15 protein-coding genes are annotated in these 15,611 nt (G+C 61.3%); 12 read left to right on the forward strand and 3 right to left on the reverse strand.

All coding sequences use genetic code 11. The features are described from left to right. Positions 1-8: 8 nt before the first annotated feature. A complete protein-coding gene (locus OPV09_RS07430) occupies positions 9-2,066 on the reverse strand; it encodes a TonB-dependent receptor domain-containing protein (RefSeq protein ID WP_338681011.1) in 2,058 nt (685 codons plus the stop codon). Between the two features lie 157 nt (positions 2,067-2,223). Here OPV09_RS07430 and OPV09_RS07435 point away from each other — a divergent pair, with 157 nt between their 5' ends. The 6 genes from OPV09_RS07435 to OPV09_RS07460 all read left to right on the forward strand — a co-directional run bounded on the left by OPV09_RS07435 (position 2,224) and on the right by OPV09_RS07460 (position 9,768). Next, positions 2,224-2,679: a Fur family transcriptional regulator gene (locus OPV09_RS07435; protein ID WP_034759891.1), complete on the forward strand. Its 456-nt coding sequence runs from the start codon at positions 2,224-2,226 to the stop codon at positions 2,677-2,679. Between the two features lie 121 nt (positions 2,680-2,800). After that, a complete protein-coding gene (alaS, locus tag OPV09_RS07440) occupies positions 2,801-5,413 on the forward strand; it encodes an alanine--tRNA ligase (protein ID WP_338681012.1) in 2,613 nt (870 codons plus the stop codon). 237 nt (positions 5,414-5,650) lie between these two features. Beyond that, positions 5,651-5,878 carry a sulfurtransferase TusA family protein gene (locus tag OPV09_RS07445; RefSeq protein ID WP_010395510.1) on the forward strand — a complete coding sequence of 76 codons (228 nt, stop codon included), beginning with the start codon at positions 5,651-5,653 and terminating at the stop codon, positions 5,876-5,878. Between the two features lie 243 nt (positions 5,879-6,121). Continuing rightward, positions 6,122-6,871, forward strand: coding sequence for an electron transfer flavoprotein subunit beta/FixA family protein (locus OPV09_RS07450; protein WP_034759884.1), 750 nt, complete (start codon positions 6,122-6,124; stop codon positions 6,869-6,871). 81 nt (positions 6,872-6,952) lie between these two features. Then, positions 6,953-7,885, forward strand: a complete 933-nt coding sequence (locus tag OPV09_RS07455) for an electron transfer flavoprotein subunit alpha/FixB family protein (protein WP_034759881.1) — start codon at positions 6,953-6,955, stop codon at positions 7,883-7,885. A 92-nt stretch (positions 7,886-7,977) separates the two neighbouring features. Next, on the forward strand, positions 7,978-9,768 hold the full coding sequence (locus OPV09_RS07460) for an acyl-CoA dehydrogenase (RefSeq protein WP_072454366.1): 1,791 nt from the start codon (positions 7,978-7,980) through the stop codon (positions 9,766-9,768). A gap of 138 nt (positions 9,769-9,906) precedes the next feature. On the opposite strand, the gene OPV09_RS07465 is transcribed toward OPV09_RS07460, so the two are convergent. Beyond that, positions 9,907-10,530, reverse strand: coding sequence for a glycine zipper 2TM domain-containing protein (locus tag OPV09_RS07465; protein ID WP_070303695.1), 624 nt, complete (start codon positions 10,528-10,530; stop codon positions 9,907-9,909). Positions 10,531-10,666: 136 nt separating this feature from the next. Beyond that, the gene (locus OPV09_RS07470) at positions 10,667-11,101 is read right to left on the reverse strand and encodes an NINE protein (RefSeq protein ID WP_070303694.1); all 435 of its coding nucleotides are present in this window, start codon (positions 11,099-11,101) and stop codon (positions 10,667-10,669) included. 278 nt (positions 11,102-11,379) lie between these two features. Here OPV09_RS07470 and rpsP point away from each other — a divergent pair, with 278 nt between their 5' ends. The 6 genes from rpsP (at position 11,380) to OPV09_RS07500 (ending at position 15,426) form a co-directional block, all read left to right on the forward strand. Beyond that, positions 11,380-11,631, forward strand: coding sequence for a 30S ribosomal protein S16 (gene rpsP / locus OPV09_RS07475; RefSeq protein WP_010395524.1), 252 nt, complete (start codon positions 11,380-11,382; stop codon positions 11,629-11,631). 13 nt (positions 11,632-11,644) lie between these two features. Continuing rightward, the gene (gene rimM, locus OPV09_RS07480) at positions 11,645-12,202 is read left to right on the forward strand and encodes a ribosome maturation factor RimM (protein ID WP_034759867.1); all 558 of its coding nucleotides are present in this window, start codon (positions 11,645-11,647) and stop codon (positions 12,200-12,202) included. 50 nt (positions 12,203-12,252) lie between these two features. Continuing rightward, a complete protein-coding gene (gene trmD / locus OPV09_RS07485; protein WP_072454367.1) occupies positions 12,253-12,999 on the forward strand; it encodes a tRNA (guanosine(37)-N1)-methyltransferase TrmD in 747 nt (248 codons plus the stop codon). A gap of 131 nt (positions 13,000-13,130) precedes the next feature. Beyond that, the gene (gene rplS, locus OPV09_RS07490) at positions 13,131-13,514 is read left to right on the forward strand and encodes a 50S ribosomal protein L19 (RefSeq protein ID WP_010395528.1); all 384 of its coding nucleotides are present in this window, start codon (positions 13,131-13,133) and stop codon (positions 13,512-13,514) included. 195 nt (positions 13,515-13,709) lie between these two features. Continuing rightward, positions 13,710-14,369 carry a CoA pyrophosphatase gene (locus OPV09_RS07495; RefSeq protein WP_034759862.1) on the forward strand — a complete coding sequence of 220 codons (660 nt, stop codon included), beginning with the start codon at positions 13,710-13,712 and terminating at the stop codon, positions 14,367-14,369. Between the two features lie 97 nt (positions 14,370-14,466). Beyond that, complete coding sequence (locus OPV09_RS07500; protein ID WP_338681015.1) at positions 14,467-15,426, forward strand: CobD/CbiB family protein; 960 nt, start codon at positions 14,467-14,469, stop codon at positions 15,424-15,426. Positions 15,427-15,611 lie beyond the last annotated feature (185 nt).

Here is a 15,611-nt window from a genome sequence, read left to right on the forward strand (position 1 = left end):
CAAACAGCTTAGAACGTTACACGCATGCCGACCGTCAAGTTACGTCCCATCAACGGCGCCGCATTCTTGATGAACGAAGTATGGCTGTACGCCAGTTCATTCGTCAGGTTGTTCGCCTTGATGTAGAACTGGGCCGGCGTCGTGCCGATGCGCGTGTCGTAGTTGGCGGAGAGGTTGAGCATGTTGTAGCCCGGTGTTGCCGTTTCGAACGCGGCCACTTTATCCTGCTTGCCCACGCGGTAGAACTCGGCCACGCCGCTCCATGCTTGCCAGTTGGCGTCGAACTTCACGCCGAAACGCTGGGCCGGGATGCGCGGCAAGTTGCCGCCGCCGTCGGCCAGCTTGGCCCGCACGTAGTCGCCGAACACGCTGGCGCCGAACATGGGGTTCAGTTGCTGGCGGATCTGGCCTTCCACGCCCGTAAAGGTAGCGTCGCGCTGGGCGTACTGGATCAGCTGGAAGCCTTCGTGGTTGTCCAGGGTGGAGCCGAAGATGTAATTATCGACCTTGTTGCGGTAGGCGCTGGCCGAGAACGTTGTGGCGCCCGCATATTTGCGCAAGGTCAAGTCGATATTGTTTGACGTTTCCTTGCCCAGGTTTTCATTGCCCAGCTCATACGTGGCCGTGGCCATGTGCACGCCGTGCGCATACAGTTCCTCGGCACTGGGCAAACGGTGCGTGCGAGAAATGGTCGAACCGAGCGAATACTGGGGTGCGAATTTCCACACGGCGCCCAGCGAGACCGAGGTGCCCTTGGCGCTGCGGTCTCGCAAGGTGGCGCTATCGACCGTGATGTCTTGCCATTCGTGGCGCAAGCCCGCTTCGAAGCGCCATTGGTCGAGCTTGTATTCCTCGACCAGGAAAGCCGCGTGTTTCTTCGTGACTGTCGGCGCCACGTACGCTTCTTCGCCCAGGGCGGAGAAATCGCGCTTCGACGTTTGCAGGCCGACCACGCCGCGCCAGCCGAAGACGGGATGGTGTTCCATTTCCAGGCGCGCATCGTGGCCCTTGTTCTTGAAGGTGGTGGCGATTTCCGTGCCCTCGATTTCATCGTGCTTGTAATCGGTGAACGCGGCGCGCAGGCGCAGCTTGGCGAAGCCCGGTACGGGATCGCGCAATTCGCCGCGCACATCCCAGCGTTCGCTCTTCAGTTTCACGTAGGGAACGGCACCATCTTCGTGGTCGTGGTCATGTTCCTCTTCATCACCGTGATCGTGGCCTTCGTGGCCGCCGCAATGCAGGTGCGTGCCGTGCGGGTGGCAGCTTTCGAATTCGTGGTTGTGGCCGGGCAAGCCGTATTCCGCGTGCTGGCTGGTGAAGGCCAGGCCCAGGAAGCCGCGCTCGCCCACCCACGACACGCCCACGCTGCCCGTGTCCGTCTTGTTGTAGCTGCCGGCCACTTTCGAACCGCCTTCCCAGCCGCTGCCGACCTTGTATTCTTTTGCGTCGCGCTTGACGCCTTCCGCGTGGAAGGCGATGTTGCCGGAGCCGCCAGTCACTTCAAAGGCGCCCGCCTTTTCGCGCGCGGCCGAGTTGGCGCGCACTTCCGCGCTGCCTTCAAAACCTTTTGCGGGCACGCGCGTGGGGATTTTCTTGTCGATCACATTGACGACACCGCCGACGGCACCGCCGCCGTAGGCCAGCGCGGATGGGCCGCGCAAGACTTCAATCTGTTCCGACAGCATCGGTTCGGCCGCGACAGCATGGTCGGGGCTGATGGTCGACGCATCCTGCACTTCGGCGCCATCGGACAGCACCTTGACGCGCGGGCCATCCATGCCGCGGATGATGGGACGGCTGGCGCCGGCGCCGAAATGGCTGGACGTGATACCGGGTTGGCCGGCCAGGGTTTCGCCGAGGGTCGCCGCCCTTGCCAGCACCAGTGCGTCGCCTTCGAGTACGGTGACGGGCGTGCTCATGTCGTCGCTGCCCAGGGCCAGCGCGCTGGCCGAGACGGTCACAGCGGGCAAGGTTGTCGCCTGCTGCGCCAGTGCGCTGGCGGGAGCGGCAAAGGCCAGCATGATGGCCAGCGCGAGGGGAGTGGGTTGGTGAGGACGGACGGACATGGGCAAAAGTTCCTTATTCGCTATCGGTATTGGCAGGGTTGGGGCAGCGCGTGACAGGTAAATGCCTGCCCTAAGTTGATAATGATAACCCATTATCATTACTGTGTGACAGTTTTTCCGGGCGGTAGATACAGGCGGATGGTGTATTCTGTCGGCTATGGAACGCACAACACGTCAAAAAACCGCAATTCAAGCCGCCATCGAGTCGGCCCAGCGCCCCTTGTCGGCGCAGGAAATCCTCGAACAGGCCAGCTTGCAAGTGACGCAGCTGGGCATCGCCACCGTTTACCGCAACTTGAAGTCCCTGGTGCTGGAAGAAAAGGTGCATGTGGTGACCTTGCCCGGTGAAAACCCGCGCTACGAGTCGAACACGGCGGCCAATCACCACCACCACCATTTCCAGTGCACCACGTGCCAGCGCGTGTTCGACGTACATGATTGCCCGGGCGACTTGAAGCGCATGGCGCCGCAAGGCTTTGTCGTCGAGCGCCACGAACTAACCCTGTACGGCCGCTGCGCCGACTGCAACGCCGCCGCGGGCGTCACGGGGGCCGCGGCCGCCAAGGCCAAGCCCGCGCCACACGCCTGCGCCAGCCACCACGACCCGGCCTGAGCGGGCGGGGCGGCATGCGTGGGCAGGCTTGCAACAATGCTGGCTGCCCGGCGCCAATTCCCGTACCTAGATCACGTATAATCTTCCCTTTAAAGCTGCCGCCACTCTTTGCCAAAAAAACATGAAATCAACTGAAATCCGCGACAAGTTCCTCAAATTTTTCGAGTCCAAGGGCCATTCCATCGTCCGTTCCAGCTCCCTGGTGCCAGGCAACGATCCGACCTTGCTGTTGACGAACAGCGGCATGGTGCAATTCAAGGATGTGTTTACAGGCACGGACAGCCGTCCCTACACGCGCGCCACCTCGGTGCAGCGCTGCGTGCGCGCCGGCGGCAAGCACAACGATCTGGAAAACGTCGGCTACACGGCGCGCCACCATACTTTCTTTGAAATGCTGGGCAACTTCAGCTTCGGCGACTATTTCAAGCGCGATGCAATCCAGTACGCGTGGGAACTGCTGACCAAAGTCTATGGCTTGCCGGCTGACAAGCTGACCGTCACCGTGTACATCGAAGATGACGAAGCCTACGATATCTGGGCGAAAGAAATCGGCGTGCCTGTCGAGCGCATCATCCGCATCGGCGACAACAAGGGTTCGCGTTACGCATCGGACAATTTCTGGCAGATGGCAGACACGGGCCCATGCGGTCCGTGCACGGAGATCTTCTACGACCACGGCGCCGACATTCTTGGCGGCCCACCGGGTTCGCCTGACGAAGACGGCGACCGCTTCATTGAAATCTGGAACCTCGTGTTCATGCAGTTCAACCGCGACGAAGCGGGCGTCATGCACAAGCTGCCGAAGCCTTGCGTCGACACGGGCATGGGCATGGAGCGCCTGGCCGCTGTGCTGCAGCACGTGCATTCGAACTATGAAATCGATCTGTTCCAGCATCTGATCCGCGCCGCCGCGCGCGAAACGGGCGCCACGGACCTGGAAAACAAGTCGCTGCGCGTGATCGCCGACCACATCCGCGCCGCCGCCTTCATGATCGTCGACGGCATCATCCCGGGCAGCGAAGGCCGCGCGTATGTTCTGCGCCGCATCATCCGCCGCGCCTTGCGCCATGGCCACAAGCTGGGCCAGACGAAACCGTTCTTCTACAAGCTGGTGGCCGATCTCGCCATCGAGATGGGCGGCGCCTATCCCGAGCTGGAAGAAGCGAAAGACAACGTCGCCAATATGCTCAAAGCCGAGGAAGAGCGTTTCGGCGAAACCCTGGAAACGGGCATGAAAGTGCTGGAAGCGCAGTTGGCCAAGGATGCCACGGGCATCGACGGCGCCACCGCTTTTACCTTGTACGAAACCTACGGCTTCCCGCCGGACTTGACGGCGGACATCTGCCGCGAACGCAATATCACGTTCGACCAGGCCGGCTACGACGCGGCCCTGAAGGAAAGCCAGGAACTGTCGCGCAAGGGCGGCAAGACGCACAAGGACAGCAAGGTCGAGTACACGGGCGAGAAAAATAAATTCGTCGGCTACGATCAATTGACGTTCAGCGGCAAGGTCGTCGCGCTGTACGCGGCCGGTACGCAGGTAGCTGAACTGAAAGCTGGCCAGGAAGGCATCGTCGTGCTCGACACGACGCCGTTCTACGCGGAATCGGGCGGCCAGGTGGGCGACCAGGGCGTGATCGCCTCGGGCGCCGGCAGCTTTGCCGTCAGCGATACCCTGAAAATCCAGGCGGACGTGTTCGGCCACCACGGCGTGCTCGAATCGGGCGTGCTGAAAGTGGGCGACGCCGTCTCGGCGCAAGTCGATACGGCCAAGCGCGCACGCACGATCCGCAACCACTCGGCCACGCACTTGATGCACAAGGCCTTGCGCGAAGTGCTGGGCAGCCACGTGGCGCAAAAGGGTTCGCTGGTTGACCCGGACAAGACCCGTTTCGACTTCAGCCACAATGCGCCGATGACGGCCGAGCAGATCGCCGCTGTGGAAACCATCGTCAATAAAGAGATCCTGGAAAACCGCGCCACGCAAGCCCACTTGATGTCGTTTGACGATGCCGTCAAGCATGGTGCGATGGCCCTGTTCGGCGAGAAATACGGCGATGAAGTGCGCGTGCTCGACATCGGCAGCTCGAAAGAGCTGTGCGGCGGCGTCCACGTGCAGCGCACGGGCGACATCGGCCTGTTCAAGATCATCGGCGAAAGCGGCGTTGCCGCCGGTATCCGCCGCGTGGAAGCTGTGACGGGCGAGGGCGCGCTGGCGCTGGTGCAAACCATCAACCGCCGCTTGGTCGAAGCGGCCAACGCCCTGAAGGCGCAGCCGGAAGAACTGACTGCCCGCATCGGCCAGGTGCAGGACCACGTGAAAGCGCTGGAGAAGGAACTGGCCGCGCTGAAATCGAAACTGGCCTCGGGCCAGGGCGATGAACTGGTCACGCAAGCCGTCGACGTCAACGGCATCAAGGTGCTGGCGGCCGTGCTGGACGGCGCCGACGTGGCCCGCTTGCGCGAAACCATGGACAAGCTGAAGGACAAGCTGAAAACGGCCGCCATCGTGCTGGCCAGCGTGGCGGACGGCAAGGTCAGCCTGATCGCCGGCGTGACGGCGGACGCGACTTCCAAGGTCAAAGCGGGCGAGCTGGTGAACTTCGTTGCACAGCAAGTGGGCGGAAAAGGCGGCGGACGCCCCGATATGGCGCAGGCTGGCGGTACCGATCCGAGCGGTCTGGCGAACGCCCTGGCTGGCGTGCCGGCCTGGGTCGGCGAGCGCGCAAAATAAAGCGTAAGCTAGCAGGCATGCGGGGTTTTCGCCCCACAGCCTCTTGAAAACGGCCCGCAGACGGTGTTTGCGGGCCGTTTTGCCGTGTGGAATCTCGTTGTGACACCACAACAGCCGATGAACTATTTTGGTGCAGCGCGTCAATGCCCCTGATTTAGAGTAGTATGTCGAAAATCAGTACAACAAAACAATGGTGGGATATTGATGATGAGCGACACACTACTTGATACCGAGATTATGGAATTTCACAAAGAACTCGACGCGCGGGGCTTGAATTGCCCGTTGCCGATTCTGAAGGCGAAAAAGGCTTTGTCAGAGCTGCAGAGCGGGGAAGTGCTGCGCATCATGGCAACCGATCCCGGTTCCGTGCGCGACTTCCAGGCTTTCGCCAAGCAAACGGGCAATGCCCTGCTGTCGCATGTGCAGACGGGTACCGAATTCGTCTTCCTGATGCAACGCAAATAATTCTGCCAGCCGGGGCCGCCGTGGCGCGGCCTGGTTTTCCTTCCCGAGCCAGCCCTTTTGCTGCCCTGCAGCGTAGCGGCGGATACCCTTGAAATCCCCGAAGCTGGACAGTTTAGATGGATTGCTCTAACAAAAAATCGCACGATCGTGCTTAAATTCGGTTCAAGATTCAAATTTCTCTTATAATCGAACGCACAATCAGCACTTGATCCGTCATTTTTATAATTTCCCAAAGGCATAGCTATGAAAGTCTTGGTACCCGTCAAACGCGTGGTCGACTATAACGTCAAAGTCCGCGTCAAGAGTGACGGCACTGGCGTCGATACCGCCAACGTCAAAATGTCGATGAACCCTTTCGATGAGATCGCGCTGGAAGAAGCGATGCGCCTGAAAGAAGCCGGCAAGGTCACTGAAGTGGTCGCCATCTCCTGCGGCGTGACGCAGTGCCAGGAAACCCTGCGCACGGCCATGGCCATTGGCGCCGACCGCGGCATCCTGGTGGAAACGACGACCGAACTGGAACCGCTGGCCGTGGCCAAGCTGGTGAAGTCCCTGGCCGAGAAAGAACAGCCGCAACTGATCATCCTGGGCAAGCAAGCGATCGATGACGACAGCAACCAGACCGGCCAGATGCTGGCAGCCCTGCTGGGTTGGCCGCAAGCCACGTTCGCCTCGAAAGTCGTGCTGGAAGACGGCAAAGTCACCGTCACCCGCGAAGTCGACGGCGGCCTGGAAACCCTGGCATTGACCTTGCCAGCGATCATCACCACCGACCTGCGTTTGAACGAGCCACGCTATGTGACCTTGCCGAACATCATGAAGGCAAAGAAAAAGCCGCTCGAGACCGTCAAGCCGGAAGACCTGGGCGTCGACGTTGCGCCACGCCTGAAGACCCTGAAAGTTGTCGAGCCAGCCAAGCGCTCGGCCGGCATCAAGGTCCCGGACGTCGCTACCCTGGTCGCCAAGCTGCGTACCGAAGCCAAGGTTATCTGAGCGGTTTGCCGCCAAAACATAAAATCTGGGGTCAGACCCGGCGGGTCTGACCCCGGCACTTGCTAACTATTAGGAATAATCATGGTCGCATTAGTTATTGCTGAACACGACAACGCTACCTTAAAGGGCAGCACCCACCACACCGTGACCGCGGCTGCCCAGTGCGGCGGCGACGTGCACGTACTGGTCGCAGGTTCGAACGCATCGGCCGCTGCCGCTGCCGCCGCGCAAATCGCCGGCGTGACGAAAGTCATCGTGGCCGACGCGCCGTACTTTGCCGACGGCCTGGCCGAAAACGTGGCCGAGCAAGTGCTGGCCATCGCCGGCAACTACAGCCACATCCTGGCGCCAGCCACCGCCTACGGCAAGAACATCCTGCCGCGCGTGGCCGCCAAGCTGGACGTGGCGCAAATCTCGGAAATCACCAAGGTCGATTCCCCTGACACCTTCGAGCGCCCGATCTACGCCGGTAACGCGATTGCTACCGTGCAATCTGGTGACAAGATCAAGGTCATCACCGTGCGCACGACCGGTTTCGACGCCGCTGCCGCCACCGGCGGTTCGGCTGCCACGGAAACCGTCGCCGCCGTTGCCGATGCCGGCAAATCGGCTTTCGTGGGCCGCGAACTGGCCAAGTCCGACCGTCCTGAACTGACCGCCGCGAAAATCATCGTGTCGGGCGGCCGTGGCATGGGTTCGGCCGAGAACTTCCACATCCTGGAGCCGCTGGCCGACAAGCTGGGCGCCGCCATGGGTGCTTCGCGCGCCGCCGTCGACGCCGGCTTCGTGCCGAACGACTGGCAAGTGGGCCAGACGGGCAAGATCGTCGCGCCATCGCTGTACATCGCCGTCGGCATCTCGGGCGCGATCCAGCATCTGGCCGGCATGAAAGACTCGAAAACCATCGTCGCCATCAACAAGGATCCGGAAGCGCCGATCTTTGCCGTGGCCGACTACGGCATCGTGGGCGATCTGTTCGAGATCGTGCCGCAACTGGTCAAAGAACTGGGTTAAGTCACACCCCTTCCGGTTTTGTTACTGACAAAGCCACGCCGGCCCGCCCCACACGGCGAGCCGCGCGTGGCTTTTTTCTTGGAGAAAAGAAGATGAGCTATCAAGCCCCGCTGAAAGACATGTTGTTCGTGATGAACGAACTGGCCGGCCTGGCCGAAATCCACACCTTGCCGGGTTGCGAAGACGCCACGCCCGATACGGCCGAAGCCGTGCTGGAAGAGAACGCCAAGTTCTGCGGCGGCGTGGTGGCCCCCTTGAACGGCCCCAGCGACAAGGAGCCGAGCTTCTGGCACGACGGGCAAGTGACGACCTCGAAAGGCTTCAAGGAAGCGTTCAAGGCCTATGGCGAAGCGGGCTGGCAGGGCGTGCAGCATCCGACGGAGTTCGGCGGCCAGGGCTTGCCCAAGCTCCTGGCTACGCCGTGCATCGAAATGCTCAACTCGGCCAGCATTTCGTTCGCCCTCGTCGCCCTGCTGTCGGACGGCGCCATCGAAGCGCTGCTGACGGCCGGCAGTGACGAACAGAAAGCTGTCTACCTGGAAAACCTGGTGTCCGGCAAGTGGACGGGCACCATGAATCTGACGGAGCCGCAGGCCGGCTCCGACCTGGCCGCCGTGCGCACGCGCGCCGTGCCGCAGGAAGACGGCACCTATAAAGTATTCGGCACGAAGATTTTCATCACGTACGGCGAACACGACATGGCGGAAAACATCGTCCACCTGGTGCTGGCCCGCACGCCGGACGCGCCCGCTGGCGTGAAAGGCATCTCGCTGTTCATCGTGCCGAAATTCCTCGTCAACGCGGACGGCAGCCTGGGCGCGCGCAACGACGCGCACTGCGTCTCGATCGAGCACAAGCTGGGCATCAAGGCCAGCCCGACGGCCGTGCTGCAATTCGGCGACCACGGTGGCGCCATCGGCACCCTCGTGGGCGAGGAAAACCGCGGCCTCGAATACATGTTCATCATGATGAACGCGGCCCGCTTCGGCGTCGGCTTGCAAGGCATCGGCCTGGCCGAGCGCGCCTACCAGCAGGCCGTGGCGTTCGCCAAGGACCGCGTGCAGTCGCGCGACCTGGCCGGTTCGCCTGGTCCCGTGTCCATCATCCACCACCCGGACGTGCGCCGCATGCTGATGTCGATGCGCTCGCAAACGGAGGCGGCGCGCGCGCTGGCCTACGTGGGCGCGGCCATCAGCGACGTGGCGCACCACCATCCCGATGCGGACGTGCGCGCGGAAAGCCTGGCGACGTATGAATACCTAGTCCCTGTCATCAAGGGCTGGGCCACGGAAATGTCGCAGGACGTCACGCGCGACGGCGTGCAAGTGCATGGCGGCATGGGTTTTATTGAAGAAACGGGCGCGGCCCAGCATTACCGCGACGCCAAGATTCTCACCATCTACGAAGGCACGACGGCCATCCAGGCGAACGACCTCGTGGGCCGCAAGACGGTGCGCGACGGCGGCGCCGTGGCGAAAGCCATCATCGCCCAGGTGCGCGCCACGGAAGCCCAGTTGGGCGAGCTGACGGGTGCCGACTTCCAGGCCATGCAGCGTCACCTGGCCGAAGGCAGTGCCGCGCTGGAAGCCGTGGTCGAGTATGTGGTGGCGAACATGAAGACGGACATCAAAGCCGTGTTTGCGGGCAGCGTGCCGTACCTGAAACTGGCCGGGATCGTGCTGGGCGGCTGGCAGATGGCGCGCGCGGCCGTGGTGGCGCAGCAAAAGCTGGGCGAGGGCAGCGGCGACGCGGCGTTCTACAAGGCAAAAATCGCCACGGCGCGCTTCTTTGCCGACCACATCCTGTCGCAAGCGCCAGGACTGCGCGCCACCATCATCGACGGCAGCGCCGGCGTGATGGCGCTGTCGGAAGAGCAGTTTTAAGTTGCATCCTTGCCGGTAACTGCCGGCTGAATGCAAAAAGCGCTGGAGATCACTCTCCAGCGCTTTTTTTAACCCCAAACGTAAGTGCCGGGGTCGGACCCTCAGGGGCCGACCCCAGTCCTTGCTCTTGGGTTCAGCTTACCTTCTGGCAATGCCATTACCCGAATTGCGCACCAGGTCGCCAGCAGCCAGCCCAGGATCCTGATCAAACGCGAAGTCAGCCTTGGCGCCCGTTTCGTATTGCACGGTGACGGTCCATGTCTTGGCGTTCTTCATGTGGCCTTCGACTTGCTTGCCGGCATACGCGCCGCCAGCGGCGCCGGCCAGGGTGGCCAGGTCCTTGCCGCGTCCGCCGCCGACCTGGCGGCCCAGCAGGGCGCCGGCCACGCCGCCGCCGATCATGCCCAGGGCGCCGCCTTCGCCGGCTTTTTCAGTGACGTTGACTGCCAGCACCTTGCCGCACTCGGCGCAGATCTGCTGGGCAGGCTTGCTGTTCTGGCCAGCATACGAGTTGCCAGCCTTTTGCGCGGCCTTGGCGTTGATGATGGCCTGGTCGTATTCGCCCTTGGCGTCGCGCAGGCATTGCATGCGGGCTTTCGAGCTGGTTTCTTCTGCGCACAATTTCTTGTCGTCCGCGTAGCGGGTGCTGGCTTGCTTCGTGTCGTACGCGTATTGCGCCTTCGGCGACAGGTTTTGCGCGAAGGCGGAGGTGCTGAACAGGGCCGTGACGGCAACTGCGAGGATGAGTGGGCGACGAATCATGATCTTCTCCTAGGGGGTGTTAAATGAACCAGTAATGTCGGCATTGTGAATGCAGTATAGAGGAAAATCATGATTGCTTACCAACACTTACATGTGCGCGCGGCGCGCCTTGATGGCGGTGGTTGCCGCATGGAAATTAACCGTAGGCGCCGCCTGTGTACAGCAAGTCGAACAGGCGCGCCATGGTGGCGATCAGCACGCCCGCGCCTAGCATCAAGGTAGCGACCAGCACGACGGCCAGGGGCCAGCCCGTGTCCGACGCGCGGCCCGAGGCGGCGTTATAGCGCGCATCCCATTTGTCGTCCGGCATCAGGCCCAGCACCAGCGCTTCCAGGAAGCCGCCCAGCGCGGACAAGGTCAGCGGCAATATCTGGTAAAACCAGTCCGCGTCGGGAAATAGCTGGCGCAGCAGCAGGGAGGCGGGCAGGGCGGCCAGGTGTAGCCAGCCCCAGCGGTCTTTGGCGCCGTGCAGGTAGAAGCGGTGGGCGCCCAGGCAGCCCAGCAAAAAGGCCAGCAGGCTGGTAAATGCCTTGTTCTTGTGCGACTGTTGCAAAATGGTAGCGGTGGTCATGGGACTCCAGAGTTGCTCATCGGTAAAGATTGTCAGTATCGGTCATTCCCTGCCGCAACGATAGCACTTTCGTGCCGTGTTCAGGCGATGCCGTCACCGCCTGGACGTGGCATCGGCGGCACGATAGACGCACGCGCCTATTGCGTCTTCGGCCATGACTGGTCATAATGTTTGATTAGCCCAAATTACACGCCCGTCATCATAACGCTTGCTGCCTGGCGGTAAAGCGCGCTATAATTTGCGGCTTTTTCCGCCTCAGCACACTTTTTGGAAATATTATGGTCGTTATTCGTTTAGCTCGTGGAGGCGCCAAGAAGCGCCCGTTCTTCAACATCGTCGCTACTGATTCGCGCAATCGCCGCGATGGTCGCTTCATTGAGCGTATCGGTTTTTACAACCCGATGGCGCAAGGTGGCGAAGTTCCACTGCGTATCACCGCAGACCGTCTGGCCTACTGGCAAGGCGTTGGCGCACAATTGTCGCCAACCGTTGCTCGCCTGGTAGCTAGCAACAACAAAGCAGCAGCTTAATTAGATCACTGGTTTGACGGTCAAGACTGCATCCGGGGTGAAAGTCCCCGATGACCTGGTACAGGTAGGCTATGTCTCCGGTGCCTATGGCATTGCTGGCGGAGTCAGGATCACTCCTTTCTCCGACGACGCGGATGCATTATTAAGCGTCAAAACCTGGTGGTTTGATAAACCGACCTTGCATGATGTTCAAGTCAGGCAAGCGAAGTTACACGGCGGCGACGTCGTGGCCCAGCTGGTGGGTGTGGTCGGGCGGGATGCCGCAGAAGCGCTGAAAGGCGTCTCTGTGCAAATTCCGCGTAGCCATTTCCCGACGCTGACGGCCGATGAATTTTATTGGTCCGATCTGATCGGACTGACAGTCGAGAATTTGCAAGGCGAGTGCCTCGGCACAGTGCACGACATGATGAGCAATGGTCCGCAGTCGATCTTGCGCGTTACGCCCGTCGCTACTGCTGATGAGACCGTTGAAAAGGCGCCTGAGCGCCTGATCCCGTTTGTTGGCCAGTTTGTCATTAACGTTGACAAGGCTGCCAGCAAGATCACGGTCGACTGGGGCCTCGATTATTAAACCGCCTGCGCTTAACAATGCGCCGGGCAAACTTTGCAGGATGGTGAACGATGCAATTTGATGTCGTGACCCTGTTCCCGGAAATGTTTGCCGCGCTGACGCAGTCGGGTGTGACCCGGCGCGCCTTCGAGCAGGGGAAATGTGGCTTGTCGCTGTGGAATCCCCGTGATTTCACGACCGACAATCACCGTACCGTGGATGACCGCCCTTATGGCGGCGGCCCCGGCATGGTGATGATGGCCCGTCCCCTCGAAGCGACAATCAATGCCGCGAAGCAGCGCCAGACCGCATTGGGACTGGTGGCGCCCCGCGTGGTGTTCATGTCGCCGCAAGGCCGTCCGTTGACGCACGAGCGCGTCACGCAGCTGAAAGCCGAACCTGGTTTGGTGATCCTGTGTGGCCGCTATGAAGCCGTGGACCAGCGTTTGCTGGACCGTTGCGTCGACGAGGAAATCAGCGTCGGCGACTTCGTCCTGTCGGGCGGTGAATTGCCTGCCATGGCGCTGATGGATGCGGTGATCCGTTTGTTGCCGGGTGTCTTGAACACCGAGGCATCGGCCATCGAGGACAGCTTCGTCAATGGCTTGCTCGATTCGCCGCACTACACGCGGCCGGAAACATATGAAGGCATGGTCGTGCCGCCCGTCTTGATGGGTGGCAATCATGCCGAGATCGTCAAGTGGCGCCGCCAGCGCATGCTGGAAGCGACCGCGACAAAGCGGCCTGACCTCTTGGTCAGTGCGCGCGCCGCCGGCTTGCTCAGCAAGACCGACGAAAAATTCTTGGCCAGCCTGTAAGCCGTCTCCGGACGGCCGGCAGGGTGGCCAGTAGTGCCGGGCATGTTGCCCATATTGTGTTACCCATCCTCTACCGGGCGGATACTTGCTATCCACAGTGCGCCGGCATGATGGTTTTCGGAGTGTTAAAAATGGACTTGATTCAACAATTAGAGCAGGAAGAAATTGCTCGTCTGGGTAAAACCATTCCTGAATTCGCACCAGGCGATACCGTTATCGTCAGCGTCAACGTAGTCGAAGGTACGCGCAAGCGCGCCCAGGCTTACGAAGGCGTCGTTATCTCCCGTCGTAACCGTGGCCTGAACTCGAACTTCATCGTTCGCAAGATCTCGTCCGGCGAAGGCGTTGAGCGTACGTTCCAACTGTACTCGCCGCTGATCGCTTCGATCGAAGTGAAACGCCGTGGTGATGTTCGCCGCGCCAAGCTGTACTATCTGCGTGAGCGTTCGGGTAAATCGGCGCGTATCAAAGAAAAATTGCCAAATCGCCGCGTTGTGGCGAAAGCAAGCGCGTAATATCAGCGTCTGCGTTGGGAAAAGGGTGCCTCAGGGTGCCCTTTTTTTTATGGTGACACCTCGCCAAACCTGCTGCGCGTCGGTATAGGCAGCCTGCGATGCTCACTGTGCTAGAGCACGGTTGCGCGTCTCGGCTACCTCTTCCTTCCGCTCGCGACGGTTTTGCCAGGTGCTTTTAATCATGAGGGAGGGGCAATGGCCACCATCGCATTTGATCCCAAACAACTTGCCATCGATTCGATCGCCGGCGAGGCGGCGCTGGACGCCGTGCGCCTGACGCCGGACTGGCTGCGCCAGCGCCTGGCCGAACAGCCCGACTGGCAGCCCGAGATTACCCAGGATTTCCTTTCCGCCCGCGCCGTGCCCGTGCGCGCCGCCGTTCTCATTCCCCTCGTGCAACGCCCGCAAGGCTTGACCATCTTGCTGACCATGCGCACGGACCACCTGAGCAGCCATGCAGGGCAGGTCAGCTTTCCCGGCGGGCGCAGCGAAGCGTTCGATGCGTCGCCCATCGCCACGGCCCTGCGCGAAACGGAAGAAGAAGTGGGCCTGGCGCGCGAGCACATCGAAGTGCTGGGCTGTTTGCCAGATTACCTGACGGGCACCGGCTACCAGGTCACGCCCGTGGTGGGGCTGGTGACGCCGCCGTTCGAGCTGCGCGCCGACCCGTCGGAAGTGGCGGAAATCTTCGAAGTGCCGCTGGCTTTCCTCATGGATGGCCTCAACCATCAGCGCCTGTCGGTGGAGTTGCCGGGCGGACGGCGCTCGTTCTACGCCATGCCGTACGAGCGCTTCTACATATGGGGCGCCACCGCTGGCATGCTGCGCAATCTGTTTCACCTCTTGCGCGCGTAAAATGGCGTCCCGCACGTAATAAGTTTGATTCCAGCACTGCACTGCGCTATCGTAGCGGGCATTGCGGTATTGCTGAAAAAGACAAAAAGGACGTTTGATGACATTTCTCTCCATACTTTGCGCATTGCTGATCGAGCAGCTCAAACCTTTGCGCGCGGACAATCCGATCTACGCCGAAATCAAGAGCCTGGCAATGCGCATGGAGACCTGGTTCAATGCCGGCCATGCCAACCACGGCCGCATGGGCTGGTTCCTCATGATCGGCGTGCTGATGGTGCCCACGGCAGGTATTTACTGGCTGTTGCAGCATTATCAGCTGACCCTGCTGGCCTTTGCCTGGAACGTCCTCATCATCTACCTGACCCTGGGCTTCCGTCACTACAGCCATTACTTTACGTCCATCCAACTGGCCCTGAGCGCCGGCGACGAGGCGACCGCGCGCACCTTGCTGGCCGAATGGACCAAGCTCGACACGGTGGGCATGGAAGCGAGCGAAATCGCCCGCATCGCCGTGGAAAAAGCCCTGGTCACCACGCACCGCAACGTGTTTGGCGTGTTCTTCTGGTTCCTCATGCCGCTGGGCCCTGCCTGCGCCGTGATGTACCGCGTGGCCGAATATTTGGCGCGCGCCTGGAACGAACCCGAGCACATGCGCAATGAAGCGTTCGGCCAGTTCGCCGCGCGCGCCTTTTACTGGATCGACTGGATCCCCGTGCGCCTGACGGCCGTGGCGTTTGCCGTGGTCGGCAACTTCGAGGATGCCATCTATGCCTGGCGCAATTTCGCCCAGCGCTGGCAGGACGAGGCCATCGGCATCATCCTGACGGCCGGCGGCGGCGCCATGGGCGTACGCCTGGGCACGCCAGCGGAAACGGCGGCCCGCGTGCTCGTCACGCCGGATATGGCCGTCGATGACAGCGACAGCGAAAGCGATATCCTGCCAGGCGAAGAGCCGGGTGCACGCGCCTTGCAGAGCACGGTGGGCCTCGTCTGGCGCGCCTTGCTGCTGTGGATGCTGCTGCTGTTGCTGATGTCGGGCGCCGTTTTCCTCGGCTGACGCGGGCGCACACGCGCCATCCATGCGCCTTGCGCGTGGAACAAGGTTAAAATAGGGGCTGGCGCGTGATGCGTGCCGGCCCCTGTTTGCATCGTCAGGGCAGATCGAGGTAGAACCCAAGTCTTCTATAAGATATAATACTGGCTTACCGCAGCAAACGTAGTTGAATTACCAGCCCGGCCTAC

Origin of the sequence: Janthinobacterium sp. TB1-E2 (genome assembly GCF_036885605.1) — a bacterium.
GTDB lineage: Bacteria > Pseudomonadota > Gammaproteobacteria > Burkholderiales > Burkholderiaceae_D > Janthinobacterium > Janthinobacterium aestuarii.